This window comes from Sphingomonas sp. UYEF23 (genome assembly GCF_040546165.1).
GTDB lineage: Bacteria > Pseudomonadota > Alphaproteobacteria > Sphingomonadales > Sphingomonadaceae > Sphingomonas > Sphingomonas glacialis.
Window position 1 is genome coordinate 78987 of sequence record NZ_JBEPNG010000008.1, and the last position, 26724, is coordinate 105710.

The window sequence follows — 26724 nt, forward strand, 5'->3', positions numbered from 1 at the left end:
GGTGCCGCTGCTTTAGGGGGCAGGCGAGGTCGCATCAACCCAGGCGGTTGGACTTGTGCCGCGCGCACGCTTCGGTATCGCTGTCGCGCAACGATCAAAACGGGAGAGACGCAGGATGGCGCGACGCAAGCTGGTGGCAGGCAATTGGAAGATGAACGGCAACCGTGCCGCCTTGGCCGAACTGGTCCTGATCGCCGAGGCGGCGCGCGCGGCGCCCGGGGTCGACGTGTCGATCGCGCTGCCCGCGACGCTGATCGCGCCCGCGGTGGCGCTGGTGCCGGGCTTCGCGTTCGGTGGCGAGGATGTCCATGCCGCCGAAAGCGGCGCGCATACCGGCTGCCTGTCCGCGTCGATGCTCGCCGAGGCGGGGGCCAGCTTCACGATCGTCGGGCATAGCGAACGCCGCGCCGACCAGGGCGAGACGAGCCAGGACGCCTGGGCCAAGGCGAGCGCGGCGCACCGCCACGGGCTCGGCGTGATCCTGTGCGTCGGCGAAACCGATGCCGAGCGTGACGCCGGCCGCGCCGCGCGCGTCGTCCAGGCGCAGATCGAGAAGTCGGTGCCCGATCTCGCGACGGGCGACTGGCTGACGCTGGCATACGAACCGCGCTGGGCGATCGGCACGGGGCGCACCCCGACGCTCGACGAGATCGGCGAAGTCCATGCGATCGCACGCGCCAAGCTGCGCACGCTGGTCGGCGATGCCGCCGACGGAATCCGCATCCTCTATGGCGGATCGGTGACGGGCGCGAATGCGACGGCGATCCTCGAAACCGAGGATGTCGACGGCGCGCTGGTCGGCGGCGCGAGCCTGACCGCGGCGAAGTTCGTGCCGATCATCGAAGCGGCGTAGCGGGACCCTCGGTATGGCGCGGAAGCTCAAGGTCTTCGTCGTGCCGGCCGGGTTCCATGACGCCTATGTCGCAGCGCCGAGCCGCAAGGCCGCGCTTGCGGCGTGGGGAAGCGAGCACGACTTGTTCGCGCGCGGGATCGCGCAGGAAGTGAGCGATCCCGCATTGATGGCCGAGCCGCTGGCGCATCCGGGCGAGGTGATCAAGCGCTCGCGCGGGACCACCGCCGAGCAGATCGCGGCGTTGCCGGCGCTACCGGCGCGGGCGGCGAAGGCGGGGGAGGATGTGCCGGCCAAGCGCGCCAAGGTTCGTCGGGGCGGAGCCAAGCGGGTGGCGTCGGCTCCGCGCAAGGCCGACCCCAAACCCGAACCACCGCCCAAGCCCTCGAGCGAAGCGCTTGCCGCGGCCGAGCAGGCGCTGGCCGATCTCGAAGGCAGCTACCGCGCGGCCGACGCCAAGCTCGTCGCCCGCCAACGCGCGCTCGACCGCGAGCGGCGCGATCTCGACGCGCAGCACGACCGGGAGAGCAAGACGCTGAGCGCAGCGCTCGCTGCCGAGCGCGACCGTTACGACACGGCGATGGCGCGCTGGCGGAAGGGGCGGAGCGCTGGCTGATCCTTTGGGGCGCGGCGCCGGGCGGTTGACTCGATTGACCCCAAGACGCGATGTTTACAATCGCGATCGTTTCCGTTTTCGTGTCGATGCAGTCCTGCCGGTCCGACGATGTCAAAGAGCAAACAGGTCTATATCACAACCGCCGACATGTAGGACAGCGTCATGGGTGATGGCGACACGATACCGACGTCAGGAGCGCGGTTTTGCGCGCGGCGGGCCGATGATATACGGCGCACACCCGAAGGCGGGGTTGCAGTCCGTAGGCAGCCGCCCGCGCTTGTCGGGAAACACCAGGACCAAGGCAACGTACTGGGGCTTCTTCGACTCCCGCACCTTGAGCCTGTCCTCTGCGGTCAGGCGGTAGAGGGCGGTCGCGCCAAGGGCGGACGACCGGACCTCCTGACGATGGGGTTCGACCGCTTCGATCGTGCAGCCGTTGAGCGTCCCCCGCGCAGCGACCTTGCAATACACCATGGCGCGCGCGCCGCCGGTGATATGCGCTGCTGGCATCGCTGCGATCTGTTTCGCCGTCGGCTGCACCGCCCAATGCGCCTGCTCGGTTTCCGGTCCAGATCGCGGTCGCGACGACGGATAGACCGAGAGCGTCGTATATGGATGCGCGATCAACCCCATCGTCGCGACCGAGAATTGCAGCAGGAGCGATGCCGCCATCAGCATGGGCCGTGATCCCGACTGCGAGTCATTTTCCGAGGGTCCTTTCGATCGCGAGCTTCGCCCATTTCGACGGGGCGCGCCAGCGATACCCGTGTACCCACCGTAGCGACGATCCCGCCGCCGGCGGGACCCGTTCGATCAGTTTCCTCGCCAGTGCCTGCGCGATTACCGTCACCAGCAGGGATAGGCTGTCCGCCGCGATCCGTGGAGTCCGCGCTCCGCGAGCGCGACCCCCGTTCCCGACGCGCGACGTCCGCGTTCTGACGCAAAAGGGGTCGGCGGAAATCGACCAATTGCGGTAATCCAGAACTCGTTGCAAAGGGCGTGATGCGCATCAGAGACCTATTAATCGTCTTGTTCGTCGCAGCAACGGCATGCGGTCGTCATCCGTCGCCCACGGCGCGATGTCCTAAACTCGTAGGTCTGAGTGCCCGCATCCCTTCTGACGATGCACAAGTGGCGCTGAAAGCGGGAGATCGTCGTCTACTGTCGTTGGGCGGTTTCTCGTCAGTCGCACCCGGAGCAGACAGTCGCAAAGGACTCACTGGCACTTCCGCCAACTGTCCGGAACAACGGACTCGGAAACGCGGGCTTGTTTGGACCTTCGTCCGCTCGCGGAAAGCTATGCGCGATTGTATAATCGGGCTGTTCTCGCACGTTTAGGGAACGGCAGCTAGCCACCAATAATCGACGTTCAACCGCTCGCCGACATCAAACCGGCGGCGGGACCAGTCCAATCACCTTCATCGCCACCGCCTGCGCCACCATCGTTACCAGCCAGAACACGCTGTCGCCAACGATCCGCCGCGGCGCCACGCCATGATAGCGCTGCGTCACCGCCACCACCGGCAGCACGAACCCGACCCAGATCACTACCGCGCTGCCCACCGCCATGATCCATGGTGCCGCCTTGGGCGGCGCGAGTATCAGCGCGCCGGCCAGGATCGACGCGAACCAGAACAGGCCGAGTGCGGCCACAACGATCGCGCTGACCGCTACGCGCCCGCGCCCGAACGCCACGTGATAGGCGGCCCCCAGCATGAGCCCGATCAGCGTCGCGACGAGGATCGGCACGAGGTTGATCAGGATGTAGATCATGCCGGGAAGCGCCCCTTGAGCATCGCCCAGGCCGCGCGCAGGCCGAGCGCCTCGCCGCCCTTGGGGCGACCGGGCTTCGAACTCGGGCGCCACGCGAAGGTGTCGAAATGCGCCCAGGGCGTGCCCTCGGGGACGAAGCGGCGCAGGAACAGCGCGGCGGTCACCGATCCGGCGAAACCGCCGTCGGGGGCGTTGACCAGGTCCGCGATGTCCGACGACAGCATGTCGTCGTACCCGTCCCACAGCGGCAGCCGCCACAGCGGATCGCCGACCGCGCTCCCTGCGGCTAGCAACGCCGCCGCCAGCGTTTCGTCATTGGCAAAGGTCGCGGGCAGATCGGGCCCGAGCGCGACGCGCGCCGCGCCGGTGAGCGTCGCGAAATCGAGGACCAGCGTTGGGTTTTCCTCGACCGCGCGCGTCAGCGCGTCGCCGAGCACGAGCCGCCCTTCGGCATCGGTGTTGGTGTTCTCGACCGTCAGCCCCTTGCGCGTGCGGAGCACGTCACCCGGGCGGAAGGCGTTGCCCGCAATGCTGTTCTCGACCGCGGGGATCAGCAAGTGCAGCCGCACGGGGAGCCGCGCCGCCATCACCAGCCCGGCAAGTGCGAGCGCGTGCGCCGCGCCGCCCATGTCCTTCTTCATCAGCCGCATCCCCGACGACGGCTTGATGTCGAGCCCGCCCGAATCGAAGCACACGCCCTTGCCGACGATCGCGATGCGGGGATGCGCTGGGTTGCCCCATTCGAGCTCGATCAGCCGCGGCTCGCGCCCGCGTGCGGCGGCCTGGCCGACCGCGTGGACCATCGGATAGCCTTTTTCGAGTGCGTCGCCCTTCGTCACGGCCACGGTCGCGCCGTGGGCCTGGGCGAGTTGCTGCGCCTCGGCTTCGAGCTCGGCCGGGCCGAGATCGGCGGCGGCGGTGTTGACGAGGTCGCGCACCTTGGCGGTGGCGCGCGCGAGGCGAACGGTTTCCTCGATCCGCGCGGGCTCGCCGGTGAGCAGTACGCGTGCGCCGACCGGGATTTCGTCGCTGCGATAGCGATCGAACTTATGCTGCGCGAGGCACCAGCCGAGCATCGCCGCGCCGGGCTCGCCCTCGGCGAGGCGATAGGTGCCCTCGGGCAGTTGTTCGCCGAGCGAGGCGATCCGCCACGGCGAATCGAGGCTTTCGTTGCAGACGAGCAGCATCGCCCAATCGTCGGGCTTGTCGCCCGGCAGCACCGCGCGATTGCCGGGCTTGCCGGTCAGCCGGTGCGCGGCGACCACGGTGCGGATCCGCGGCGGCTGAGCGCCGAGCCACGCCTCCCACGCCTCGGGGCGAACGACGTGGATGAGGCGCGCGGGCTGGCCGCGATCGGGTTGCAGCAATGCTGCGGGGTCGAAGGTCATACCCCTTTATCGGAAGCGCAGCGCCGAGGCGCAACCCGCGCGTGTTTCAGGCGACGGGCACGCCGTACAGATCGTGCTCGTCGGCATCCTCGATGCTGACCGCCACGATGTCGCCCTGCTCGAGGTGGCCGGCGTCGCGCAGGAAGACCTCGCCGTCGATCTCGGGCGCGTCGGCCTTCGAGCGGCCCGTCGCGCCGCCGTCCGCATCGACCGCATCGATGATGACGTCGAGCGTGCGGCCGATCTTGGCCTGGAGCTTGTCGGCCGAGATGCGCGCGGTGAGTTCCATCAGGCGGGCATAGCGCTCTTCCTTGATCTCTTCGGGGACGTGGTTGGGGAGGTCGTTCGCGGCAGCACCTTCGACCGGCTCGAAGCGGAAGGCGCCAACGCGGTCGAGTTGCGCTTCCTCGAGCCACTCCATCAGATAGGCGAAATCGTCCTCGGTCTCGCCGGGGAAACCGACGACGAAGGTCGAGCGGATCGCGATGTCGGGGGCGATCGTGCGCCAAGTCTTGATGCGCTCGAGCACCTTGGTCTCGTTCGCCGGGCGCTTCATCAGCTTGAGCACGTTGCGGCTGGCATGTTGGAACGGGATATCGAGATAGGGGAGGATCAGCCCCTCGGCCATCAGCGGGATGACCTGGTCGACATGCGGGTAGGGGTAGACGTAGTGCAGGCGCACCCAAGCGCCGAGCTTGCCGAGTTCGCGCGACAGATCGGTCATGTGCGCGCGGACTTCCTCGCCGTGCCACATCCGCGGCTGGTGGCGGATGTCGACGCCGTAGGCCGAGGTGTCCTGGCTGATGACGAGCAATTCCTTGGTCCCGGCTTCGATCAGCTTCTCGGCTTCGCGCAGGATCGCGTCGGGGCGGCGGCTGACGAGGTCGCCGCGCAAGGACGGGATGATGCAGAAGCTGCAGCGGTGGTTGCAGCCTTCGCTGATCTTCAGATAGCTGTAGTGGCGCGGCGTCAGCTTCAACCCGCTGTCGGGAACGAGGTTGAGGAACGCGCTCGGCGGCATCGGGGCCGCTTCGTGGACTGCGCCGACGACTTCCTCATATTGATGCGCGCCGGTGACGGCGAGGATGCCGGGGAATTTGGCGCGGATCATCTCCGCTTCCTTGCCCATGCAGCCCGTGACGATGACGCGGCCATTCTCGGCGATCGCCTCGCCAATCGCTTCGAGCGATTCTTCCTTCGCCGAATCGAGGAAGCCGCAGGTGTTGACGAGCACGACGTCGGCGCCGGCATAATCGGGCGACATCGCATAGCCATCGCTGCGCAGCTTGGTTAGGATCCGCTCGCTATCGACCAGATTCTTGGGACAGCCGAGCGAGACCATGCCGATTTTCGGCGGGGAGGGGAGTGTTGTTGCCATGGGAACGGCGGCACATAGGCGTGTTCGCGCGAATTTTCCAGCGCTAGCCGTCGCGGCGCTGCGCGCGCGTGCTCTGGCGGGCCGATTCTTGGCTATCGCGGTGGCGCGATCGCATTTATTCCCTCGGCCGCATGACCCATCGCGCATCCTGGCTGGCCGTGCTGCTCCTCCTTGCGGGGTGCAGTCCCGACCGACCGCCCCCGGCGACGGTGCTTTATGCCGGCCTGCCCGTGAGCGGCAGCGTCGGCGATGCGCGCCGCGCGGGCTTCACCGACTGCGTCCAGCCCGATTGGGGGCGCTTGCGCTGCCGCCGTCACGCCGTGATGTTCGAAGGCGCGGGGCCGTTTGAAGCGGCGGTCGATCTGGTCGGCCACGATGGCGGCGGCGGGTTCGACGCGCTGACGCTGTGGCATGCGGACGACCAATATGCCGTCTACAAGATCACCGACGCGCTCGAGAAACAGGGCTGGCAGAATTGCAGCACGGGCGATGGCGAGCGCGGCGACCAGATCGTCTACACGCGCAAGGGCGCGCCGGTCCGCGTCTCGATGGACCTGAGCTATTGGGGCAAGCGGCGGTTGCGGCTGATCCCCGCATGGAACACGAAGGAGCGACGCTGTTGAGCGATTTTATCCCCGAGGCCTCGCGACCGCAGGCAACGCGCTACCGACTGGTCCCGCATCCCGATCTGCCGCCCAGCGCGGTCGAGGCGGTCGATGTCGATGTCATCCGGGATGGCGACACGCTGCTGCTGACCTTCATGGTCGAGGGCAACGACCATGTCGCCTTGCCCGATTGGGTCGCGGCGGCGCGCACCGACGATCTCTGGAAGACCACGTGTTGCGAGCTGTTCCTCGGCGTGGCGGGCGATGCCGGCTATGTCGAGTTCAACTATTCGCCCTCGACTCGCTGGGCGGCATATCGCTTCGCGGCGCATCGCGCGGGCGGGCACGATCTGCCGCTCGCGGTCGATCCGCGCGTCGACCGTGGCGACGACAATTCGGCGTATCTCGTCGAGGTCGAGCAATCGCTCGCCGATCTCCCCAGCGGGCCGTTCGAGATGGCGTTGACCGCGGTGATCGAGGAAACCGACGGCACCAAATCCTTCTGGGCGCTCGCCCACACCGACGGGCCGCCCGATTTCCACAACCGGGATTGCTTTATCGCGTCCCTCCCGGCCGCCGACCACCCTTGACCCCAATTCGTTCCCCGGCGAAGGCCGGGGCCCAGTCGCGACCGCGATCGTTGGCGAGCGCTGCGTCGGCAAACCGCTGTTCCGCGACTGGGCCCCGGCCTTCGCCGGGGAACGGACGAACCAGCGAGACCTTTGACCCATGAAATTCGGTATCGATCGCCTCCTCGCCGACCCCGCCTTGCGCGCCCCGCTCGAAGGCAAGCGCGTTGCTTTGCTCGCGCATCCCGCTTCGGTCACCGCCGACCTGACGCATTCGGTCGATGCGCTGATCGCCGAGGGTCTGAACGTCACCGCGATGTTCGGCCCGCAGCACGGTGTGCGCGGCGATCTGCAGGACAATATGGTCGAATCGCCCGACTTCACCGATCCGACTTACGGCATGCCGGTGTTCAGCCTGTACGGCGAAGTGCGCAAACCCACCGGGCAGTCGATGAGCACGTTCGACGTGATGCTGGTCGATCTGCAGGATCTCGGCACGCGGATCTACACCTTCATCACCACGCTGCGCTACGTGCTCGAGGCCGCCGCCGAGCACGGCAAGACGGTGTGGGTGCTCGACCGCCCCAACCCGATCGGCCGGCCGATCGAGGGGCTGACGCTGCGCCCCGGCTGGGAGAGCTTCGTTGGCGCCGGGCCGATGCCGATGCGCCACGGGCTGACGATGGGCGAGCTCGGCCATTGGTTCATCGACCTGCTCAAGCTCGACGTCGACTATCGCGTCATCGAAATGGAGGGCTGGCAGCCCGACGTCGCGCCGGGTTTCGGCTGGCCGAGCGACCGCGTGTGGATCAACCCCAGCCCCAACGCCCCCAACGTGATGATGGCGCGCGCTTACCCCGGCACGGTGATGCTCGAGGGCACGACGCTGTCCGAAGGCCGCGGCACGACGCGTCCGCTCGAACTGTTCGGCGCCCCCGATATCGACGCCCGCGCGGTCGTGGCCGAAATGCGTCGGCTGGCGCCCGAATGGCTCGATGGCTGCCAGCTGCGCGACATCTGGTTCGAGCCGACTTTCCACAAGCATGTGAAGACCTTGTGCAACGGCGTTCACATCCATGCGGAGGGTCCGGGCTATCATCACGCCGCGTTCCGTCCGTGGCGCGTCCAGGCGCTGGCGTTCAAGGCGATCCGTGGGCTGTATCCCGATTACGATCTGTGGCGCGATTTTCCGTACGAATATGCCTTTGGGAAATTGCCGATCGACGTGATCAATGGCGGCCCGGGCTTGCGCGAATGGACCGACGACTCGGCAGCGACGCCGCGTGACTTGGACGCGATGACACAGCCCGACGAGGCCGATTGGGCCGAGTCGCGGGCGCGTTTCCTGCTCTATTGAGCGATAGGACGGATACGACACTCGTTTCGTCGCGCTTGCGCAACGACTCGGACGTGTGACGGGATTCGAAGGTGGCGCTTCATCCCTCGGTATTCCATGACAATTCTATCGATTGCCGGCCCGGGGGGGTCGTATCGTGTGCCGGAGAAACGTCGTGGAATCCGATCGTCACTTCTACATGCGCCGTGTCGTCGCAGAACGCCTTGCCGCCGCTCGCGCGGTTACCGAGGAGGGCCGCCAGCGCCGCCTCGTCCTCGCCGAGACCTATCTGCAGAAACTCCAGGCGATGCCTGCCTGACCCGGCTCACCGCTTGCGCGTCAACTCGCGCATCGCGTCGTCGAGTCCGGCGAGCGTCAGCGGGTACATCCGGTCGGTCATCAGCTCGCGGATGATGCGCAGGCTCTGCGAATAGCCCCATTGCTGTTCGGGGATCGGGTTGAGCCACACAGCCGCTGGGTAGGTGTTGGTCAGCCGGTGCATCCACACCGCACCCGATTCCTCGTTGAAATGCTCGACCGAGCCGCCGGGATGCGTGATCTCGTACGGGCTCATCGAAGCGTCGCCGACGAACACGAGCTTATAGTCGTGGCCGAACTTGTGGAGCACGTCCCACATCGGCGTACGCTCGGAAAAGCGGCGCGTATTGTCCTTCCACACGCCTTCGTACGGGCAATTGTGGAAATAGAAGAATTCGAGGTTCTTGAACTCGGTCGTCGCCGCCGAGAACAGCTCCTCGCAGAGCTTGACCCACGGGTCCATCGATCCGCCGACGTCGAGGAACAGCAGCAGCTTGACCGCATTGCGCCGCTCGGCGCGCATCACGACGTCGAGCCAGCCCTGCCGCGCGGTGCCGCTGATCGTCGCGTCGATATCGAGCTCGTCCGCCGCGCCCTCGCGCGCGAACTTGCGCAGGCGGCGCAGCGCGATCTTGATGTTGCGGGTGCCGAGCTCCTTCGTGTTGTCGAGATTCTTGAAGTCGCGCTGGTCCCACACTTTCAGCGCGCGCTTGTGCGTCGATTCGCCGCCGATGCGGACGCCCTCGGGATTGTAGCCGCTATTGCCGTACGGGCTGGTGCCGCCGGTGCCGATCCACTTGCTGCCGCCCTGGTGGCGCTCGTGCTGCTCGTCGAGCCGCTTCTTGAGCGTCTCCATGATCTCGTCCCACGACCCGAGCGATTCGATCTTCGCCATTTCCTCAGGGCTGAGATATTTCTCGGCGACGGCCTTCAACCAGTCGGCGGGGATATCGGCGCTGGTCTGGCCGAAGGTGGTGGCGATGCCCTTGAACACCTTGGCGAAGACCTGGTCGAACTTGTCGAGCAGCCCCTCGTCCTTCACGTAGACGGCGCGCGACAGATAATAGAAATCCTCGGGCGTGCGGTCGATCACTTCGGCGTCGAGCGCCTCGAGCAGGAGCAGATGCTCCTTGAGGCTGGCGGGGATGCCGGCTGCGCGGAGCTCGTCGAGGAAATTTAGGAACATGGCGCCATGCTAGGGCCGGCGCTCGTACAGTGTCCAGTGAGATCCCGACAGGCCATGCGCGCGCGCGGACGCAAAGGCGCGATAGCGTACCCCGCATCGCACCGGATCGACCGGGAAGGTCTCGCCCTTGAACCGATCGACGAACAGGAAGCGGACGGGCTTGCAACCGGGGGCCAGGACCGTGATCGGGTAGTGCAGATGCGCTGCGGCAACCTCGAGCATCGCTTGTCCCATCCAGCGGTCGATGACGACCACGCCACCGCGCGGCGCGCGCGCGCGCATCGCGATGATCGCTTGGGTGGGGTCTCCGCGCTGGTTGCGGATGAGGTCGACATCCTGCCACAGGCTGCCGGCGGTTATTCCTGCCAGCGCGAGCAAAGCGAGTCCGCGGTGCCACCCGCCCCGCGCGATCATCGTTCCGCTGGCCTCGGCGATCAGCAACAGCAAGGCAAGCGCTGCCACCAGGTAATAGCGCGGGTGCCCGGGATTGCCGGCGTGGAGGATGGCGAGGGTCACCGGAAACGCCGCTATCGCAAGCGTATAGAAGATCGCGCGGTCGGTGCCGAGACGCCGCGCCAGAACCACCAGGATCAGCGCGGCGGGCATCAGCCAGAGCGAAACGATCGGCCAGCCAATCGTGTAGCCGAGCATTTCGACGATCGCGTGGAGGAAGAGCAGAAGCTCGAACGGTTTGTAATCGCCGAATTGAAATCCCAGCGGGCTGGCCAAGGCCGCCCCGGCGAGGACGCCGAGCACGATGCCGAGCGTGATCACCGCTGGAAAGAACAGGACGAGCGCCCGCCTCGCGGCCACGACCACGCCGTGTCGCGCGTGCAGCGTCAAGAACACCCAGCCGATCAGGGCAACGCAGCCGAACAGCATCGTCAGTTGCGACAGCGCGCCGAGCGCAAAGCACAAGGCCAGCCGCATCCGCGTACGCTCGCCGCGTTCGTCGACCAGCCAGCGATCGATGAGCAGGATCGCGAGGAGCAAGGCGAGCGACATGCCCGCATAGCCGCGCGCTTCCGATCCCATCGTCACGACCATCGGCGAGACGGCGAACAGCAGCGCTGCGATCAGCGCGATGCCGTGGCTGCGTCGGCGAAAGATCTCCGCGGCGACGGGGATCGCCAGTGTGCCAGCGACGATAGACAGCGCGCGCTGCAGCAATGGGGGCGCGTCGAAGCCGACGAACTGCAACCATAGCGAATTGAGATGGTGATTGTTGTCGTGATTGATCTTGAGGAAAACCCCGAGCGGCGTCCCCGCCATGTGCGCGAGCTCGGCGGACCACGCTTCATCGAGCCACAGCCCGCCCGTCGCCGCGGCGGTTCGCAGGCCGAGGCCAAGCAGCATGATCGCCGCGAGGAAGAAGGAAAATTGCCGCTGCACCCGATACGCCCCCCGATACGGCGGGTCTAGCGACGCGATGTTGCGCGATGGTTAACGCTTTACCGAACGTACGAGTCGATCAGCGCGCCGACATAATCGGGATCGCGTCCGGTGAGTTCGGGGGCGGGCTGGGCGCGGCTGCCATGATCGAGCGTGCTGCCATAAACGAAGCCGTAGGTCGGGTAGATCGTGCTCCCCAGGCCATCCATGTCGCGGTACCACACCTTGACCGCGCTCCAGTCGCCGCGTGGCGAAACGTCGGTGAGCGTGACGTCCTGCTCGGCATGGCCGCGTTCGCCGTTCTGGCGCGACCAATTGGCGTGCGTCACCATCACGACATGGCTGTCGACCACCCGACTGATCACCGCGACATGGCCGAGCGGCAGCCGCGACGTGCGTTCGAACACGATCACCGCGCCAGGGCGGGGGATATCGCCGCGCTGATACCGTCCCGCGGCTTGCGTCCACCAGGTCCAGGCGTCGCCATAGATCGCGATGCCCGAGGCCGCGCGCGCGAACGGTACGCACTGGCCGACATAGTCGAGCAGCGAGGTCTTCGCGCCTGCGGGCATACCGAGCGGCAGCAGCGCGGCCGCGAACAGCAAGGGAAAAAGGTTACGCATACAGGCATCCGATACCGGGTGCCCCCCAAAGACCGCGTAACGGGAAAGGGTTTAAGCTGAGGTTACCATCGTTCGACCGGACCGCGCGCGGTCAACCGCTCAGCCCTTGTTCTGCTGCCGCTTTGCCATGAAGGCGAGGCGTTCGAACAGCATCACGTCCTGCTCGTTCTTGAGCAGCGCACCGTGCAGCGGCGGGATCGCCTTGGTCGGGTCGCGATTCTGCAACACGTCGAGCGGCATGTCCTCATGGAGCAGCAGCTTGAGCCAGTCGAGCAATTCGCTCGTGCTCGGCTTCTTCTTGAGGCCGGGGACGTCGCGCACGTCGTAGAAGATATCCATCGCGCGGTTGACGAGGATCTTCTGGATGCCGGGGAAGTGGACGTCGACGATCGCCTGCATCGTCGCACGGTCGGGAAATTTGATGTAGTGGAAGAAGCAGCGGCGCAGGAACGCGTCGGGCAGTTCCTTCTCGTTGTTGCTGGTGATGATGACGATCGGGCGCTCGACCGCGCGGACCGTCTCCTTGGTCTCGTAGACATGGAATTCCATGCGATCGAGTTCCTGCAACAGATCGTTGGGGAATTCGATGTCGGCCTTGTCGATCTCGTCGATCAGCAGGACGGGGGGCGTGTCGCGCGTGAAGGCTTCCCACAATTTGCCGCGGCGGATGTAATTGGCGATGTCGTGGACCCGTTCGTCGCCGAGCTGACCGTCGCGTAGCCGCGCGACAGCGTCATATTCGTACAGACCCTGTTGTGCCTTGGTGGTCGACTTGATGTTCCACTCGATCAGCTCGGCACCCAGCGCCTTGGCGATTTCGTAGGCAAGCACCGTCTTGCCGGTGCCGGGCTCGCCCTTGACGAGCAGCGGCCGGCGCAGCGTGACGGCGGCGTTGACGGCGACCTTGAGGTCGTCTGTCGCGACATAGCCCTGTGTGCCCTCGAAACGCTTCATCGCTGCAATCCCGTTTCATTTGAATACCGGGTACGGCGATAGAGGGAAACGGGGGCGCAGTGCAAGCTGCGGCTAGAGCCGATCGCGCGCGATCGCGCGCGCCTCGATCAAGTCGCACAGGCCACGATGCTGCGCGAAGGTTTGTTGCGCACCGAACACCATCGCGCGGCGGACCGCAGCGCTGGCGCCTTGGCCTTCGGCGATCGTCTCGGTTTCGGCGATGTCGGGGAGCTGCGTCGCGGCGATCGTCGAGCCGGCACGGCGCGCCGCCGCATCGAGGATTGCGCGGAAGGCGTGCCAGTCGATCACCAGCGCGAGCGCCGCGCCAGTCGAGCAGCCCGCGCGATCCGACCGCGCGAGCATGTCGAAGGTATGGCGCATCGCGGCGAAGGCGGCGTCGCTCTCGGCCTGGCCCGGTGTCGATGGCAGTGGCCCGACCGCGGCCGTCAGATGCGCGAGGTAGCCGCGTTCGAGCTGGAAGCCCGCGGCGGCCGCGGCGATCCAGCGATTGTCGAGTTCGGCCACGCTGCGCCGCGCGGCTTCGTCGAACAGATCGTTGAGCCGGCCGTGGACCGAGCACAAGGCGTGCACGGCATCGGCGAGGTCGCGCCCGGCAGCGCCAGGCGCCGACAGCCGCCGGAACAGCGTGTGCCCGGCAACGCCGTCGTCGATCGCCAAGGCCGCGATGCAGCCTGCGTCTGCCGCTGTCGTGGAATGATTGGATGCGATCGCCATGAGCTCCGTATTGTCCCTCTTGCCCCGAGCCGGAAGTGGCGCGGGCGTTGTTCGCTGCGGGGAGTGCAACAAAGGGATATACCGAACCGCGTAAAGAGCTGGTTTAGAGGCAGTTAAGGGTACCTAAACCAGATCGCTGATCTGACACGCGGCAACGATCACCGCGACCGCGCCGACGATCGCGCCATCGCGGCGGATCGGCGCGAGCGCAATCCGGACGCGAAGCGCCGGATGGGCGGCGCGGAGCAGAGCGCTGTCGAGCGGGGCGGTCGCCTTGCCGCCGAGCGCGTCGGCGAGCGCCGCCTCGAACGCGGGGCGTTCGTCCGTTGCGAAGAAAGCGGCGAAGCGCTGCTGGAACGGCACCGCAGAAGCGAGGTCGAGCATCGCACCGAACGCCCCGCTGATCGGCTCGCCGAGCATGCCGTCGGGATCGAGTGTTACGGTCGCGATTCCGGCGACGGCGAGCGCCGCGCTGGTAGCGTGCGCTGCGCGCGAGTCGCGATCGCGTGTCGCGTCTTGAGCGATGATCGCGACGCCGCCACCGGCCGGCTCGATTGCGAGCAACAGCATCCGCCCCGCGCGCGCCGCCGAGGCGATTTCGAGCCGCTCGCCGATGCCGCGGTCGATCACTTGGCGGATCGCCGCGGCAAGCGTCGCGCGGACGCCCGGCGGCACGATCGCATCGACGGGCGCGCCCGGCCGCGCCAGGACGCCGAAATACGCGCGCGCCGCCCGGCTCGAACCGAGGATCGCGCCCGACCAATCGGCGACGAGCACCGAGTCGCCGATCGCATCGAGCACCGCGATCGCATCGATGGGCGTTGGAGCAGGCAGCGATGGTTGCGCCGCGCACAGCGCATCCATCGTCTCGATCGAGGTCAGCACGAAGCGCGGGCGACCGTGATGGAGGATATAGAGCGGGGCACGCGCGGCGCGCTCCTGCCACGCGCCGAAATGGCGCACGAGGTCCGAGGCGGTGACGAGCTGGTCAGCGGCGAGGGCGGGGTGCGACGACATCGCGCAAGGCGTACGCAAAAGTCGCCGCTGCCGTCACACGGTCACGCCGAAATGGACCCATCTTGCGGCGGATTTGCGAAGGTCGGCGGTACGCAAATCGCGTATCTGACGGTATTGCGACGGAGCGGTTGCCCGGCCGCGCCCGGCAAAGCGGCAGCGCTGGCGCCGGGCCACCGCTGCCGTCTGGCTTATTGATCGAGGAACGACCGCATCTTGCGACTGCGGCTCGGATGCTTGAGCTTGCGCAGCGCCTTCGCCTCGATCTGGCGAATACGCTCGCGCGTGACCGAGAATTGCTGGCCGACTTCTTCGAGCGTGTGGTCGGTGTTCATGCCGATCCCGAAGCGCATCCGCAGCACGCGCTCCTCGCGCGGGGTGAGCGACGCCAGCACGCGCGTGACGGTTTCCTTGAGGTTCGCCTGGATCGCGGCATCGACCGGGATGATCGCGTTCTTGTCCTCGATGAAATCGCCGAGGTGCGAATCCTCCTCGTCGCCGATCGGCGTCTCGAGGCTGATCGGCTCCTTGGCGATCTTCATCACCTTGCGGACCTTCTCGAGCGGCATCGACAGCCGCTCGGCCATTTCCTCGGGCGTGGGCTCGCGGCCCTGCTCGTGGAGGAACTGGCGGCTGGTGCGCACCAGCTTGTTGATCGTCTCGATCATGTGCACCGGGATACGAATGGTGCGCGCCTGATCGGCGATCGAGCGGGTGATCGCCTGACGGATCCACCACGTCGCATAGGTGCTGAACTTGTAGCCGCGGCGATACTCGAACTTATCGACCGCCTTCATCAGGCCGATATTGCCCTCCTGGATCAGATCCAGGAACTGCAGGCCGCGATTCGTGTACTTCTTGGCGATCGAGATCACGAGCCGCAGGTTCGCCTCGACCATTTCCTTCTTGGCGATACGCGCCTCGCGCTCGCCCTTCTGGACCATGTTGACGATGCGACGGAACTCGGTGAGCGCCATGCCGGTGGCCTGGCTGATCTCCGAAATCTCGGTGCGGATACGGTCGGCGGCGTCGCTCTCGTTGGTGACGAAGGCGGTCCACTTCTTGTCGATCTTGGCGACCGACGGGAGGAACTGCTCGTCGAGCTCGTGGCCGATGTAACGATCGAGGAAGTCCTTGCGCGGCACCTTGTGGCGCTCGGCAAGGCGCAGCATCTGGCCGCCCAGCGCGGTCAGGCGCCGGTTGAAGGCATAGAGCTGGTCGACCAGATATTCGATCTTGGCGTTGTGAAACTGGACGCTCTCGACCTCGGCCGTCAGCTCCTCGCGCAGCTTGTGATACTTCTTCTCGTCGCCGCTCGACAGTTCGCCGCCGCCCGCCATCGCGTCGAGGCGCGATTGCTGGATCTTGGAGAACTTCTTGTAGAGCGCGGTGATGTTGGCGAAGCGTTCGAGCGCGATGGGTTTCAGCTGCTCTTCCATCTGCGCGAGGCTGAGGGTGTTGTCCTCTTCCTCGTCGTCCGACGCGCGCGGGGTGCGGCGCTCGCCATCCTCGTCCTCGTCGACCGACGGCTCTTCGGGCTCGGCCTCTTCCTTGAACGACGGGCCGGCGTTCTTTTCGGAAATCTCGCCGTCGCCCTCTTCGGCTTCGGCCATCGCCTCAGGCGCCGGATCCTTCGACAGCATCGCGTCGAGATCCATGATCTCGCGCAGCTGCATCGTGCCCTCGTTGAGCGCGGTCGACCAATCGATGATCGCGTTGAAGGTGATCGGCGATTCGCACAGACCCAGGATCATCGTGTCGCGGCCGGCCTCGATCCGCTTGGCGATCGCAATTTCGCCCTCGCGGCTGAGCAATTCGACCGCGCCCATCTCGCGCAGGTACATCCGCACCGGATCGTCGGTGCGATCGATGACTTCCTTCTTCTTGACGTCGAGCGCGGGTCCGGCGTCTTCGCCCGGCTCGGCCGTCTCGGCATCGTCCTCGTCGTCCTGCTTGGGCTGCTCGTCGCCTTCTTCGCCCTGCTCGTCATTCTCGACGATGTTGATGCCCATTTCGCTCAGCGCGGCGCTGATGTCCTCGATCTGGTCGGACGACATCTCGCCCTGCGGGAGCGCTTCGTTGAGCTGCTCGTAGGTGATGTAGCCACGCTTCTTGGCGCGGGCGATCACCTTCTTGATCGACGCATCGTTCAAATCGATCAGCGGCGCATCGCTACCCTCGGTGGTTTCACCGACATCCGCCATATCCGTCTTCGCCATCAACTGCCCTCAGCAAAAGCCCTGGCGTCCTCGTTCGACTGCACCAGATTGGCGAGTCGCGCGTCCAGAGCCTGTTGTTCCTTCACGAGCGACACTTGCCGCTCGAACGCCTCATCCGAATAATCGGTCTGCATCATCGCCGTCGCTTCGGCCAGAGCCGCGTCCACTTCAGGCCGCGCCACCAGGATCGCGATCGCCTCATCGAGCTCCTCGCGTGCCCTGGCGGGCTCGGCATCTCTTTGGGTGAACGAACACATGAGTTGGTCGGCCCGCAACAGATCGTGCGCGATTATATCAAATCCAGATGTGGCCAATATGGTAAGAAGGCGCTCACTATCAAGCGTCTGTTCTTCGAGCGCTGCATCAATCATCGCATCGAGCAGGTGCGAGAGGCGGTGATCGGTGATGGTGAGGCGGCTCAGCTCACCGATATGGCGCCCGATTTCGGTCGGATGGCGGAGCAGGCCGATCAGCACCGGTTTGGTCAGCACGCCGTCCATGCCGCGCGCGTGGATGCCCTTGGCGCCGTCGCCGACCGGGCCGGGGGCGGGCTTCCACGGCTGGTTGCCTTTGCGCCCGCCACCGCCTTGCGGGCGGGGCACGAACGGCGCGCGGGGCGGGCGGGCGTTGAGCGCGTCGGTGCGGCGGCGGAATTCGGCGATATATTCCGATTTCACATTGGCATCGGCGATGGTGTTGGCGATCTCGGTGAGGCGTTGCTTAAGGCCGGCGCGCTGTTCGGGGGTGGTGAGCGGTTCGGCGGCGAATTCGCTCGCCCACAGCCGGTCGACCAGCGGCTCGGGCTTGGCGAGCAGCGCTTCGAGCGCGCCGGGGCCCTTGGTGCGGACGAGATCGTCGGGATCGACGCCCGGCGGGAGCGTGACGAAGGCGAGGCTGCGGCCGGGCTGGAGCAGGGGAGTGGCACGGTGCGCGGCGCGGATCGCGGCCTTCTGCCCCGCGCTGTCGCCGTCGAAGCACAGGATCGGGACCTCGGCGAGCCGCCACAGCCGCTCGAGCTGCGCTTCGGTCAGCGCGGTGCCGAGCGGGGCGACCGCCTCGCGGAACCCCGCCTGGGCGAGCGCGATGACGTCCATATAGCCCTCGACCACCAGCACTCGGCCGGTTTTCCGGGTGGCGGGTGCCGCCTTGTCGAGATTGTAGAGCGTGCGGCCCTTGTCGAAGAGCGGGGTCTCGGGGGAGTTGAGATATTTCGGCTCGCCATCGCCGATGATCCGCCCGCCGAACGCGATCGTGCGGCCGCGCGGGTCGCGGATCGGGATCATCAGGCGGCCGCGGAAGCGATCGTATGGGGTCTTTTCCTCGACCTTGATGAGCAGGCCCGCTTCGACCAGCAGCGGGTCGCCATAGTCTTTCAGCGCGCCCTTGAGGCTCCCGCGCGAATCGGGGGCGAAGCCGAGCCCGAACTCGCGCGCGGTCTCGGGCTTGATCCCGCGCTTGGCGAGAATGTCGCGCGCGGTGGCGCCCGCCAGGCCGTTGAGCTGGTCGGTGAACCAGCTGGCGGCGTCGGCGCACGCCTCGTGCAGGCCCTTGGCGGCCTCGGCCTTCTCGGCGGCGCGCGGGTCCATCGCCGGGAGTTCCATCCCGGCGTTTTGCGCGAGTTCCTTGACGGCATCCATGAAGGGCAGGCCGCGCTGGTCGGTCATCCAGCGGATCGCGTCGCCATGCGCCGAGCAGCCGAAGCAATGGTAGAAGCCCTTGTCGTCGTTGACGTAGAACGACGGGGTCTTCTCGTTGTGGAACGGGCAGCACGCGCGCCATTCACGGCCGGCCTTCTGGAGCTTGGTGGTCTGGCCGACCAAGCTCGACAGCAGGGTGCGCGCGCGGAGTTCGTCGAGGAATTGCGGGGAGAGGGTCATGCGCGAGGTTCTGCGACTGAGGGAGCATCCGCCCATCCGTTCGTTTCGAGCGAAGTCGAGAAACCGGAGCTGCTGCCGGGTTTCTCGACTTCGCTCGAAACAAACGGGGAGCAAATGGTGTCTGTTGGGGCGGCGGTTCGCTCTTTCGGCGGGCGGGCGAAATGCGACACCAAGGACCAATTTCCCGCGATCAACGCCTCCTTCTTCGCGCGCGACCAGCCGCCGACCATCCGCTCGGCCTCGAGCGCTTCGATCCGGCTTGAGAAATATTCGCTCCACACCAATGCCACCGGCATGCGCCGCGAAGTGAACTCACAATGCCCGCCGGTCTGGTGCTCGCGAATTCGGCGATCGAGATTGTCGGTGTGACCCGTGTAGAATTTGCCGTCGGAGCAGCGGAGTATGTATGCCCAAAACGCCATGCGCCCATAATGCGCGCATCGTGCCGTTCGTGTCGAGCGCCGTCGCCGGTTTCTCGACTTCGCTCGAAACGAACGGTGGAGGAGCGCGTCCTCCCGTCGACGATTACGAAAGCGCCGCCTTCACCGCCGCACTCGCCTTGCTCATATCCAGCGTCGTCGCATGCCGCGCCTTCAGCTCCGCCATAACGCGGCCCATGTCCTTCATGCCGCTCGCCCCCAACTCCGCCTTGATCGCCTCGATCGCCGCCGCGGTCGCCGCTTCGTCCATCTGCGTCGGCAGGAAGCGCTCGATCACCGCGACCTCGGCCGCTTCGCCGTCGGCGAGCTCCTGGCGCCCGCCCTTGACGAACATCTCGATCGACTCGCGGCGTTGCTTGACCATCTTCTGCAGCACTTCGACCACCAGCGCGTCGTCATCGTCGGGCGCCTTGCCGGTACGTGCCTCGATGTCGCGATTCTTGATCGCGCTCTGGACGAGGCGGAGGGTTGCGGTGGTCGCCTTGTCGCCGCCCTTCATCGCGGTGATGAGGGCAGCCTTGATGTCGTCGCGAATCATTACGGGTCCTTTTCGTGTGGCGGAGACCCTAGCGGGTTTATCCGATCGACGCCCCGTTTATCAGATTGACCTCGGGGCCGAGCACTTCTAGTTCCCGCCCCTTAGCGACATCGACAATTAACACGGAGTGCCCGCCGCAATGGCCGACGCCTATCCTACGACCGCGTCCAAGGCTCCTGAAGGCGCCACCGGCGTGCTGGTGCTCTCCAGCGGCGAGGTCGTGTGGGGCCGTGGCTTCGGCGCGGAAGGGGCGGCCGTCGGCGAGGTGTGCTTCCACACCGCGATGACGGGCTATCAGGAGATCATGACCGACCCGAGCTTTGCCGGGCAGATGGTCACCTTCACGTTTCCGCATATCGGCAATGTCGGCGCCAATGCCGACGATATCGAGGCCGACAATCCCCACGCGCTCGGCATGATCGTGCGCGAGGACGTGACCGGCCCGAGCAATTTCCGTTCGGTCGAGCGGCTCGATGCGTGGATGGCCAAGCACGGGCGGATCGGGCTGTCGGGCGTCGATACGCGGGCTCTCACGCGGCGGATCCGTAGCGGTGGCGCGCCGAACGCGGTGATCGCGCATGCGGCGGATGGTGTGTTCGACGTGCCCGCGTTGCTTGCGCAGGCGCAGGCGTGGCCTGGGTTGGAGGGCATGGACCTCGCGATCGAAGTGACGACCGCGATGGATTACGGCTGGGCCGGCGGCGTGTGGAATCTGGGCGCGGGGTACGGGGAGAGCGGTGTCTCGACTTCGCTCGACACGAACGGAGAAGAGAGTGCGCCGCTCAACGCGGACGCGAGCACGTCTCTCCAGCCGTTCGTTTCGAGCGAAGTCGAGAAACCTGCACCCAAGCGCCCCCACGTCGTCGCGATCGATTACGGCTCGAAGCGCAACATCTTCCGCAACCTCGTGGCGGCCGGCGCCGACGTCTCGGTCGTCCCCGCGGGCGCGACCTTCGACGAAGTGATGGCGCTCGCCCCCGACGGCATCTTCCTGTCGAACGGCCCCGGCGACCCCGCCGCGACCGGCATCTATGCCGTCCCCGTGATCCGGCAGCTGCTCGAGACCGGCAAGCCGCTGTTCGGCATTTGCCTCGGCCATCAGCTGCTCGGCCTCGCGGTCGGCGCGACCACCACCAAGATGTTCCAGGGCCATCGCGGCGCCAACCATCCGGTGCAGCGTTTGTCCGATGGCGCGGTCGAGATCACCTCGATGAACCACGGCTTCGCGGTCGAGCGCGCGAGCCTGCCGGCGAGCGTGCGCGAGACGCACGTCTCGCTGTTCGACGGCTCGAACGCCGGCCTGGAGCTGACCGACCGGCCCGCGTTCAGCGTGCAATATCACCCCGAAGCGAGCCCCGGCCCGCAGGACAGCCTGTATCTGTTCGAGAAGTTCGTGGGGATGTTGGGTTGACCTTAGAGCTTCTTTCCGTTGCGTCGGCTTTGGCTCTCCTAGCGGGTGGAACTTCGGATTCGGACCGAGCTTCTCTTCAACGAGAGCTGAACCGCATCGACGTTACCTGCACTCTCGGCGAATCAATGAAGCTTCGCGCGGTTTCATCGAGGCTCGCAACGATCGACTTCGCCGACGGACCGAATTTTCCGGGAGCGAACAGCCCCAAAGTTCGGTGCGTCGCGGCGGAAATACAGAAACTTCACGGCGTGACACTCGGTTTTATTGGAACCGAGCAATACGATAAAAGTGACGGAGCCAAATGATGACCCTCCCAGACGTCGATCCCGCCCGGCTCGAAGAAGAATGGAGCGCCGACAAGGAGGTGCTCGCCAGCCTCGCCGAGAATGGCGACCGCTCGGACATCGTCCGCGCCGTGGACGTGAGCTTCCGCGGGTCCGAGCCCGCGCTCGACCGGCTCGAGGAGGATGCCGAGGAACTCGGCTTCGAAGTGATCGAGCGCGAAGAGGATGAGGAGGGCGAGATCAGCCTCTTCCTCGGCTGCGAGCAGACTTCGGACGAAGCCGCGATCCGTGCGCTGACCAAGCGCTGCCTGCAGATCGAACTGATCTACGACGTGGAATATGACGGCTGGGGTTGCACCGCCGAAACCGGACTGATGAGCTGACATGCCAAAACGCACCGACATCACCACCATCCTCGTCATCGGCGCGGGGCCGATCGTCATCGGCCAGGCGTGCGAGTTCGATTATTCGGGCACGCAGGCGATCAAGGCGCTGCGCGAGGAGGGCTATCGCATCGTCCTCGTGAATTCGAACCCGGCGACGATCATGACCGACCCCGAGCTGGTCGGCTGGAGCGAGGCCGAGGGCGCGACCTATATCGAGCCGATCACGCCCGAGATCGTGGCGAAGATCATCGCCAAGGAAGTCGCCGCGCGCCCGAACGACGTGATGGCGCTGCTGCCGACGATGGGCGGGCAGACCGCGCTCAACACCGCGCTGGCGCTGTTCAACGACGGCACACTCGCGAAGTACAATGTCGAGATGATCGGCGCCGATGCCGAGGCGATCGACAAGGCCGAGGACCGGCTGAAGTTCAAGGATGCGATGACCAAGATCGGTCTCGAATCCGCGCGCTCGGCGATCGCGCACACCGTCGAGGAAGCGCTCGCCGGGTTGGAGCGGACCGGGCTGCCGGCGATCATCCGGCCGAGCTTCACGATGGGCGGATCGGGCGGCGGCATCGCCTATAATCGCGAGGAATTCCTCAACATCGTGCGCAGCGGGCTCGACCTTTCGCCGACCACCGAAGTGCTGATCGAGGAATCGCTGATCGGCTGGAAGGAATATGAGATGGAAGTCGTGCGCGACCGCGCCGACAATTGCATCATCATTTGTTCCATTGAGAATGTCGATCCGATGGGCGTCCATACGGGCGACTCGATCACCGTCGCGCCCGCGCTGACGCTGACCGACAAGGAATATCAGATCATGCGCAACGCGAGCATCGCGTGCCTGCGCGAGATCGGCGTCGAGACCGGGGGCTCGAACGTGCAGTTCGCGGTCAACCCGAAGGACGGGCGCTTGATCGTGATCGAGATGAACCCGCGCGTGTCGCGTTCCTCTGCGCTCGCATCGAAGGCGACGGGCTTCCCGATCGCCAAGGTCGCCGCCAAGCTGGCGGTCGGCTATACGCTCGACGAGATCACCAACGACATTACCGGCGCGACGCCGGCGTCGTTCGAGCCGACGATCGATTATGTCGTCACCAAGATCCCGCGCTTTGCGTTCGAGAAGTTCAAGGGCGCCGAAGCCGTGCTGTCGACCGCGATGAAGTCGGTCGGCGAAGTGATGGCGATCGGCCGCAACATCCATGAATCGATGCAGAAGGCACTCCGCGGGCTCGAGACGGGGCTCTCGGGCTTCAACATCGTCGATCGCCTCGCCGGTGCGCCGCGCGAGGAGATCGAGGCGGCGCTGTCGATCGCCACGCCCGACCGGCTGCTCGTCGCGGCACAAGCGCTGCGCGAGGGCTTCACCGTCGCCGAGGTGCATGCGCTCGCGAAGTACGACCCGTGGTTCCTCGAACGCATCGCCGAGATCGTCGCGGCCGAGAACGAGGTCTGCACCGATGGCTTGCCGCGCGATGCGGCGGGGATGCGGCGCCTCAAGGCGATGGGCTTCAGCGACAAGCGCCTGGCCTTCCTCGCGCTGCAATCGGCGAACCTGCGCGAGCGCGGCACCGCGCGCGGTGGGCTGATCCACGACGTCGTCCAGATGATGACTGGCGGCACGACCGAGGCCGAGGTGCGCGCGGCGCGCCACAAGCTCGGCGTGCGCCCGGTGTTCAAGCGGATCGACACTTGCGCGGCCGAATTCGACGCCAAGACGCCGTATATGTATTCGACCTACGAAGCGCCGAGCTTCGGCGAACCCGAATGCGAGAGCCAGCCGACCGACCGGAAAAAGGTCGTCATCCTCGGCGGCGGTCCGAACCGGATCGGGCAGGGGATCGAGTTCGACTATTGCTGCTGCCATGCCTGCTTCGCGCTAGGTGACGCGGGCTATGAGACGATCATGGTCAACTGCAACCCGGAAACGGTGTCGACCGACTATGATACCTCCGACCGCTTGTACTTCGAGCCGCTGACCGCCGAGGACGTGCTCGAGATCCTGCACGTCGAGATGTCGAACGGCACGCTCCACGGCGTGATCGTGCAGTTCGGCGGGCAGACCCCGCTCAACCTCGCACAGGCGCTGCAGGATGCCGGGATCCCGATCCTCGGCACCAGCCCCGACGCGATCGATCTCGCCGAGGACCGCGAGCGGTTCGCAGCCCTCATCAACAAGCTCGGCCTGCGCCAGCCCGCCAACGGCCTCGCGCGCAGCCGCGAGGAGGCGATCGTCGCTGCCGAGCGGATCGGCTATCCCGTGCTGATGCGCCCGAGCTATGTGCTGGGCGGCCGCGCGATGGAGATCGTCGACGGTCGTCCGCAGCTCGAGGAATATATCCAGACCGCGGTGCAGGTGTCGGGCGAATCACCCGTTCTCATCGATCAGTATCTGCGCGATGCGATCGAGGTCGATGTCGATGCGATCTCCGACGGCACCGACGTGACCGTCGCGGGCGTGCTCCAGCATATCGAGGAAGCCGGCGTCCATTCGGGTGACAGCGCCTGCTCGATCCCGCCCTACTCGCTCTCGCCTGAGATCATCGCCGAGATCGAGCGGCAGACCGTCGCGCTCGCCAAGGCGTTGTCGGTGGTCGGGCTGATGAACATCCAGTTCGCGGTCAAGGACGGCCTCGTCTATCTCATCGAGGTCAACCCGCGAGCCTCGCGCACCGTGCCGTTCGTCGCGAAAGCGATCGGCGCACCGATCGCCAAGATCGCCGCGCGCGTGATGGCGGGCGAGAAGCTCGCCGACTTGCCCAAGATCGACCGCCACATCGACTATTACGCGGTCAAGGAAGCCGTCTTCCCGTTCAACCGTTTCCCCGGTGTCGATCCTGTCCTGTCACCCGAAATGAAAAGCACGGGCGAAGTGATGGGAATCGATCCCGATTTCACGCTTGCTTTCGCCAAGTCGCAATTGGGGGCAGGGACCGTCCTGCCCAAGAGCGGCGCGTTGTTCGTCAGCGTCAAGGACGGCGACAAGCCGGTCATCCTGCCGGGCGTGCGCGCGCTCTCGGCGCATGGCTTCACGATCGTCGCGACCGGCGGGACCGCGGATTACCTCACCGACCACGGCGTCACCGTCGAGCGCGTCAACAAGGTGGCGCAGGGGCGGCCGCACATCGTCGACCGGATCAAGGATGGCGGAATCGACCTGATCTTCAACACCACCGAGGGGTGGCAGAGCCTCAAGGACAGCTCGCCGATCCGCGGCTCGGCGCTCGCGCAGAAGATTCCGTACTTCACCACGGCGCCGGCAAGCGTCGAGGCGGCACAGGCAATCGTCGCGCTTTCGACACGCAGCCTTGAAGTACGGCCGCTGCAATCCTATTATTCGCACTCGCACAAGTAATTCCCCACATCATAACATCGTGCGGGCGGGCCCAGGGCGGGTCGGCCAACCGGGGAATTTTGAAGACGAAGGACGAAGAGGGATGGCTACCGTCGAAAAGATGCCGATGCTGCAAGAGGGTCATGACCGGCTCAATGCGGATCTGAAACGGCTTAAGGCGGAGCGTCCGACCATCGTCGACGCGATCGAGGAAGCGCGTGCGCACGGCGATCTCTCGGAGAACGCCGAATATCACGCCGCCAAGGAGCGCCAGGGCCAGATCGAAGCTTCGATCAGCGACATCGAGGACAAGCTCGCGCGCGCGCAGGTCATCGATCCCAAGGATCTGTCGGGCGACAAGGTGGTCTTCGGCGCGACCGTGACGTTGCTCGACGAGGACGACAAGCCGGTCAAATATCAGATCGTCGGCCAGACCGAGGCCGACGCCAAGGGCGGTCGGATCTCGTACAATTCGCCGCTGGGCCGCGCGCTGATCGGCCGCAAGCTCGAGGACGAGGTCGAAGTGACGGTGCCGTCGGGCGACCGCTACTACGTCGTCTCGAAGATCGAATTTATCTGATTATCTCCCTCTCCCGCTTGCGGGAGAGGGGTAGACGCCGAAGGCGGCGCAGGGTGAGGGCAGTGCTGTTCGCATACAGCCCTCACCCGACCTCGCTGCGCTCGGGCACCCTCTCCCGCAAGCGGGAGAGGGAGTTTAGTCACGCCCCCGGCGCGAGCAGATCCGGCTGCAGCAGGCGGTGCAGATGCACCACGACATACTTCATCTCGGCGTCGTCGACGGTCCGCTGCGCGGCCGCGCGCCAGGCCTTTTCGGCGCTGGCATAATCCGGAAACACCCCGACGATATCGATCGACGACAGATCGTCGAAATCGAGCGTGCGCGGATCAGCGACGCGGCCGCCGAAGACGAGGTGGAGCTTGCTCATGTGCGGTTTCCCGAAATAAAAAGGCGTGGTTCGCGACGTCCTAGTCGCGAACCACGCCTTCGGGAACCGTAGAGGCGGGATTATTCGCCCGTTGGCGCCTTTTTGGCCGCCGACGTGTCGTTGGCGGCGGTCAGCGCGGCGAGCGCTGCGGTCGAGATCGCCTTGATCACGCCCTCGAGGATACGCGAGGCTTGATCGCGCGCCGAATCACGCGACAGGCCGAGCACGCCGAGCTCGGACTTCGCGGTATCCTTCGCCGCATCGACAGCGCCGTATGCGGTGTTGCTCAGCCGCTGGCCGACCGTTGAGAGCAAGCGCGCCTCCTGCGCGGTGCGCGGGACGAACGCCGCGACGACCGCGCCGAGCGCGATCCCGCCGACGAGCGCCGACATCGGATTTGCTTCGATCCCGCTTGCGGCCTTGCCGGTCAGATCGCGGACCGAAGCGGTCGTCGTATCGAGCGCATGGCTCGCACTCGCGCGTACCGACTCGACGCTCGTCGGCTTGCTCGAGGATGTGGCGTGGGGGTGGGCATCTTTCATCGCTGG

At 66.1% G+C, this 26724-nt stretch carries 26 protein-coding genes; 10 read left to right on the plus strand and 16 right to left on the minus strand.

Translation table 11 applies throughout. From position 1 onward, the window contains the following. The first annotated feature begins 115 nt into the window (after positions 1-115). Together tpiA and ABIB28_RS14655 are read left to right on the plus strand one after the other, a co-directional pair. On the plus strand, positions 116-853 hold the full coding sequence (gene tpiA / locus ABIB28_RS14650; RefSeq protein ID WP_354288852.1) for a triose-phosphate isomerase: 738 nt from the start codon (positions 116-118) through the stop codon (positions 851-853). A 13-nt stretch (positions 854-866) separates the two neighbouring features. Further along, a complete protein-coding gene (locus tag ABIB28_RS14655; protein ID WP_354288853.1) occupies positions 867-1466 on the plus strand; it encodes a hypothetical protein in 600 nt (199 codons plus the stop codon). A gap of 189 nt (positions 1467-1655) precedes the next feature. Here ABIB28_RS14655 and ABIB28_RS14660 read toward each other — a convergent pair whose 3' ends face one another. The 4 genes from ABIB28_RS14660 to rimO all read right to left on the minus strand — a co-directional run bounded on the left by ABIB28_RS14660 (position 1656) and on the right by rimO (position 6005). Continuing rightward, complete coding sequence (locus ABIB28_RS14660; protein WP_354288854.1) at positions 1656-2138, minus strand: hypothetical protein; 483 nt, start codon at positions 2136-2138, stop codon at positions 1656-1658. Positions 2139-2852: 714 nt separating this feature from the next. Then, positions 2853-3239 (minus strand): hypothetical protein, encoded by a 387-nt coding sequence (locus ABIB28_RS14665; RefSeq protein ID WP_354288855.1) that lies wholly within the window; start codon positions 3237-3239, stop codon positions 2853-2855. Next, positions 3236-4627, minus strand: coding sequence for a leucyl aminopeptidase family protein (locus tag ABIB28_RS14670; protein ID WP_354288856.1), 1392 nt, complete (start codon positions 4625-4627; stop codon positions 3236-3238). Before ABIB28_RS14670 ends, ABIB28_RS14665 begins: the two co-directional genes overlap by 4 nt. Positions 4628-4673: 46 nt before the next feature. Then, positions 4674-6005, minus strand: a complete 1332-nt coding sequence (gene rimO, locus ABIB28_RS14675; RefSeq protein WP_354288857.1) for a 30S ribosomal protein S12 methylthiotransferase RimO — start codon at positions 6003-6005, stop codon at positions 4674-4676. 131 nt (positions 6006-6136) lie between these two features. On the opposite strand from rimO, the gene ABIB28_RS14680 reads away from it, so the two are divergent. From ABIB28_RS14680 to ABIB28_RS14695, 4 genes are all read left to right on the plus strand, one after another. Further along, positions 6137-6628 carry a hypothetical protein gene (locus ABIB28_RS14680; RefSeq protein ID WP_354288858.1) on the plus strand — a complete coding sequence of 164 codons (492 nt, stop codon included), beginning with the start codon at positions 6137-6139 and terminating at the stop codon, positions 6626-6628. Continuing rightward, positions 6625-7200 (plus strand): DOMON-like domain-containing protein, encoded by a 576-nt coding sequence (locus ABIB28_RS14685; protein ID WP_354288859.1) that lies wholly within the window; start codon positions 6625-6627, stop codon positions 7198-7200. Before ABIB28_RS14680 ends, ABIB28_RS14685 begins: the two co-directional genes overlap by 4 nt. Positions 7201-7339: 139 nt before the next feature. Next, complete coding sequence (locus ABIB28_RS14690; RefSeq protein WP_354288860.1) at positions 7340-8536, plus strand: exo-beta-N-acetylmuramidase NamZ family protein; 1197 nt, start codon at positions 7340-7342, stop codon at positions 8534-8536. A gap of 154 nt (positions 8537-8690) precedes the next feature. Then, on the plus strand, positions 8691-8834 hold the full coding sequence (locus ABIB28_RS14695; RefSeq protein ID WP_354288861.1) for a hypothetical protein: 144 nt from the start codon (positions 8691-8693) through the stop codon (positions 8832-8834). Between the two features lie 6 nt (positions 8835-8840). On the opposite strand, the gene ABIB28_RS14700 is transcribed toward ABIB28_RS14695, so the two are convergent. The 10 genes from ABIB28_RS14700 to ABIB28_RS14745 all read right to left on the minus strand — a co-directional run bounded on the left by ABIB28_RS14700 (position 8841) and on the right by ABIB28_RS14745 (position 19811). Continuing rightward, on the minus strand, positions 8841-10019 hold the full coding sequence (locus ABIB28_RS14700; protein ID WP_354288862.1) for a vWA domain-containing protein: 1179 nt from the start codon (positions 10017-10019) through the stop codon (positions 8841-8843). Between the two features lie 9 nt (positions 10020-10028). After that, a complete protein-coding gene (locus ABIB28_RS14705) occupies positions 10029-11411 on the minus strand; it encodes a glycosyltransferase family protein (protein ID WP_354288863.1) in 1383 nt (460 codons plus the stop codon). Between the two features lie 59 nt (positions 11412-11470). Beyond that, positions 11471-12034: a CHAP domain-containing protein gene (locus ABIB28_RS14710; protein WP_189676814.1), complete on the minus strand. Its 564-nt coding sequence runs from the start codon at positions 12032-12034 to the stop codon at positions 11471-11473. 99 nt (positions 12035-12133) lie between these two features. After that, positions 12134-12988, minus strand: a complete 855-nt coding sequence (locus tag ABIB28_RS14715) for an AAA family ATPase (protein ID WP_133187249.1) — start codon at positions 12986-12988, stop codon at positions 12134-12136. A 72-nt stretch (positions 12989-13060) separates the two neighbouring features. Beyond that, entirely contained in the window at positions 13061-13723 is a 663-nt protein-coding gene (locus tag ABIB28_RS14720) for a DUF6975 family protein (RefSeq protein WP_354288864.1), read from the minus strand. A gap of 123 nt (positions 13724-13846) precedes the next feature. After that, positions 13847-14740, minus strand: a complete 894-nt coding sequence (locus tag ABIB28_RS14725; RefSeq protein WP_354288865.1) for a nitrogen regulation protein NR(II) — start codon at positions 14738-14740, stop codon at positions 13847-13849. A 188-nt stretch (positions 14741-14928) separates the two neighbouring features. Next, the gene (rpoD, locus tag ABIB28_RS14730) at positions 14929-16956 is read right to left on the minus strand and encodes an RNA polymerase sigma factor RpoD (RefSeq protein ID WP_133187255.1); all 2028 of its coding nucleotides are present in this window, start codon (positions 16954-16956) and stop codon (positions 14929-14931) included. Continuing rightward, positions 16956-18833, minus strand: a complete 1878-nt coding sequence (dnaG, locus tag ABIB28_RS14735; RefSeq protein WP_133187257.1) for a DNA primase — start codon at positions 18831-18833, stop codon at positions 16956-16958. Before dnaG ends, rpoD begins: the two co-directional genes overlap by 1 nt. Next, entirely contained in the window at positions 18830-19255 is a 426-nt protein-coding gene (locus tag ABIB28_RS14740) for a GIY-YIG nuclease family protein (protein WP_354288866.1), read from the minus strand. The genes dnaG and ABIB28_RS14740 overlap by 4 nt, the downstream gene beginning before the upstream one ends. Before the next feature lie 103 nt (positions 19256-19358). Next, on the minus strand, positions 19359-19811 hold the full coding sequence (locus tag ABIB28_RS14745) for a GatB/YqeY domain-containing protein (protein ID WP_354288867.1): 453 nt from the start codon (positions 19809-19811) through the stop codon (positions 19359-19361). Positions 19812-19950: 139 nt separating this feature from the next. Between ABIB28_RS14745 and carA the strand changes: the two genes are divergently transcribed. The 4 genes from carA (at position 19951) to greA (ending at position 25809) form a co-directional block, all read left to right on the plus strand. Then, positions 19951-21222, plus strand: a complete 1272-nt coding sequence (carA, locus tag ABIB28_RS14750; protein WP_354288868.1) for a glutamine-hydrolyzing carbamoyl-phosphate synthase small subunit — start codon at positions 19951-19953, stop codon at positions 21220-21222. A gap of 304 nt (positions 21223-21526) precedes the next feature. Next, positions 21527-21889: a ribonuclease E inhibitor RraB gene (locus tag ABIB28_RS14755; protein WP_133187267.1), complete on the plus strand. Its 363-nt coding sequence runs from the start codon at positions 21527-21529 to the stop codon at positions 21887-21889. A gap of 1 nt (position 21890) precedes the next feature. Next, positions 21891-25250: a carbamoyl-phosphate synthase large subunit gene (gene carB / locus ABIB28_RS14760; RefSeq protein WP_354288869.1), complete on the plus strand. Its 3360-nt coding sequence runs from the start codon at positions 21891-21893 to the stop codon at positions 25248-25250. Between the two features lie 82 nt (positions 25251-25332). After that, a complete protein-coding gene (greA, locus tag ABIB28_RS14765; protein ID WP_133187271.1) occupies positions 25333-25809 on the plus strand; it encodes a transcription elongation factor GreA in 477 nt (158 codons plus the stop codon). A gap of 139 nt (positions 25810-25948) precedes the next feature. Here greA and ABIB28_RS14770 read toward each other — a convergent pair whose 3' ends face one another. Together ABIB28_RS14770 and ABIB28_RS14775 are read right to left on the minus strand one after the other, a co-directional pair. Beyond that, a complete protein-coding gene (locus ABIB28_RS14770; protein WP_133187273.1) occupies positions 25949-26176 on the minus strand; it encodes a DUF4170 domain-containing protein in 228 nt (75 codons plus the stop codon). Between the two features lie 80 nt (positions 26177-26256). Beyond that, entirely contained in the window at positions 26257-26718 is a 462-nt protein-coding gene (locus tag ABIB28_RS14775; protein WP_240699018.1) for a hypothetical protein, read from the minus strand. Positions 26719-26724 lie beyond the last annotated feature (6 nt).

Bases quoted from the DNA above. Each gene is read 5' to 3' on its own strand.
- tpiA (WP_354288852.1), top strand. From the start codon at position 116: ATGGCGCGACGCAAGCTGGTGGCAGGCAATTGGAAGATGAACGGCAAC.
- ABIB28_RS14655 (WP_354288853.1), top strand. From the start codon at position 867: ATGGCGCGGAAGCTCAAGGTCTTCGTCGTGCCGGCCGGGTTCCATGAC.
- ABIB28_RS14660 (WP_354288854.1), bottom strand. From the start codon at position 2,138: ATGGCGGCATCGCTCCTGCTGCAATTCTCGGTCGCGACGATGGGGTTG.
- ABIB28_RS14665 (WP_354288855.1), bottom strand. From the start codon at position 3,239: ATGATCTACATCCTGATCAACCTCGTGCCGATCCTCGTCGCGACGCTG.
- ABIB28_RS14670 (WP_354288856.1), bottom strand. From the start codon at position 4,627: ATGACCTTCGACCCCGCAGCATTGCTGCAACCCGATCGCGGCCAGCCC.
- rimO (WP_354288857.1), bottom strand. From the start codon at position 6,005: ATGGCAACAACACTCCCCTCCCCGCCGAAAATCGGCATGGTCTCGCTC.
- ABIB28_RS14680 (WP_354288858.1), top strand. From the start codon at position 6,137: ATGACCCATCGCGCATCCTGGCTGGCCGTGCTGCTCCTCCTTGCGGGG.
- ABIB28_RS14690 (WP_354288860.1), top strand. From the start codon at position 7,340: ATGAAATTCGGTATCGATCGCCTCCTCGCCGACCCCGCCTTGCGCGCC.
- ABIB28_RS14700 (WP_354288862.1), bottom strand. From the start codon at position 10,019: ATGTTCCTAAATTTCCTCGACGAGCTCCGCGCAGCCGGCATCCCCGCC.
- ABIB28_RS14710 (WP_189676814.1), bottom strand. From the start codon at position 12,034: ATGCGTAACCTTTTTCCCTTGCTGTTCGCGGCCGCGCTGCTGCCGCTC.
- ABIB28_RS14715 (WP_133187249.1), bottom strand. From the start codon at position 12,988: ATGAAGCGTTTCGAGGGCACACAGGGCTATGTCGCGACAGACGACCTC.
- ABIB28_RS14720 (WP_354288864.1), bottom strand. From the start codon at position 13,723: ATGGCGATCGCATCCAATCATTCCACGACAGCGGCAGACGCAGGCTGC.
- ABIB28_RS14725 (WP_354288865.1), bottom strand. From the start codon at position 14,740: ATGTCGTCGCACCCCGCCCTCGCCGCTGACCAGCTCGTCACCGCCTCG.
- rpoD (WP_133187255.1), bottom strand. From the start codon at position 16,956: ATGGCGAAGACGGATATGGCGGATGTCGGTGAAACCACCGAGGGTAGC.
- dnaG (WP_133187257.1), bottom strand. From the start codon at position 18,833: ATGACCCTCTCCCCGCAATTCCTCGACGAACTCCGCGCGCGCACCCTG.
- ABIB28_RS14740 (WP_354288866.1), bottom strand. From the start codon at position 19,255: ATGGCGTTTTGGGCATACATACTCCGCTGCTCCGACGGCAAATTCTAC.
- ABIB28_RS14745 (WP_354288867.1), bottom strand. From the start codon at position 19,811: ATGATTCGCGACGACATCAAGGCTGCCCTCATCACCGCGATGAAGGGC.
- carA (WP_354288868.1), top strand. From the start codon at position 19,951: ATGGCCGACGCCTATCCTACGACCGCGTCCAAGGCTCCTGAAGGCGCC.
- ABIB28_RS14755 (WP_133187267.1), top strand. From the start codon at position 21,527: ATGACCCTCCCAGACGTCGATCCCGCCCGGCTCGAAGAAGAATGGAGC.
- carB (WP_354288869.1), top strand. From the start codon at position 21,891: ATGCCAAAACGCACCGACATCACCACCATCCTCGTCATCGGCGCGGGG.
- greA (WP_133187271.1), top strand. From the start codon at position 25,333: ATGGCTACCGTCGAAAAGATGCCGATGCTGCAAGAGGGTCATGACCGG.
- ABIB28_RS14770 (WP_133187273.1), bottom strand. From the start codon at position 26,176: ATGAGCAAGCTCCACCTCGTCTTCGGCGGCCGCGTCGCTGATCCGCGC.
- ABIB28_RS14775 (WP_240699018.1), bottom strand. From the start codon at position 26,718: ATGAAAGATGCCCACCCCCACGCCACATCCTCGAGCAAGCCGACGAGC.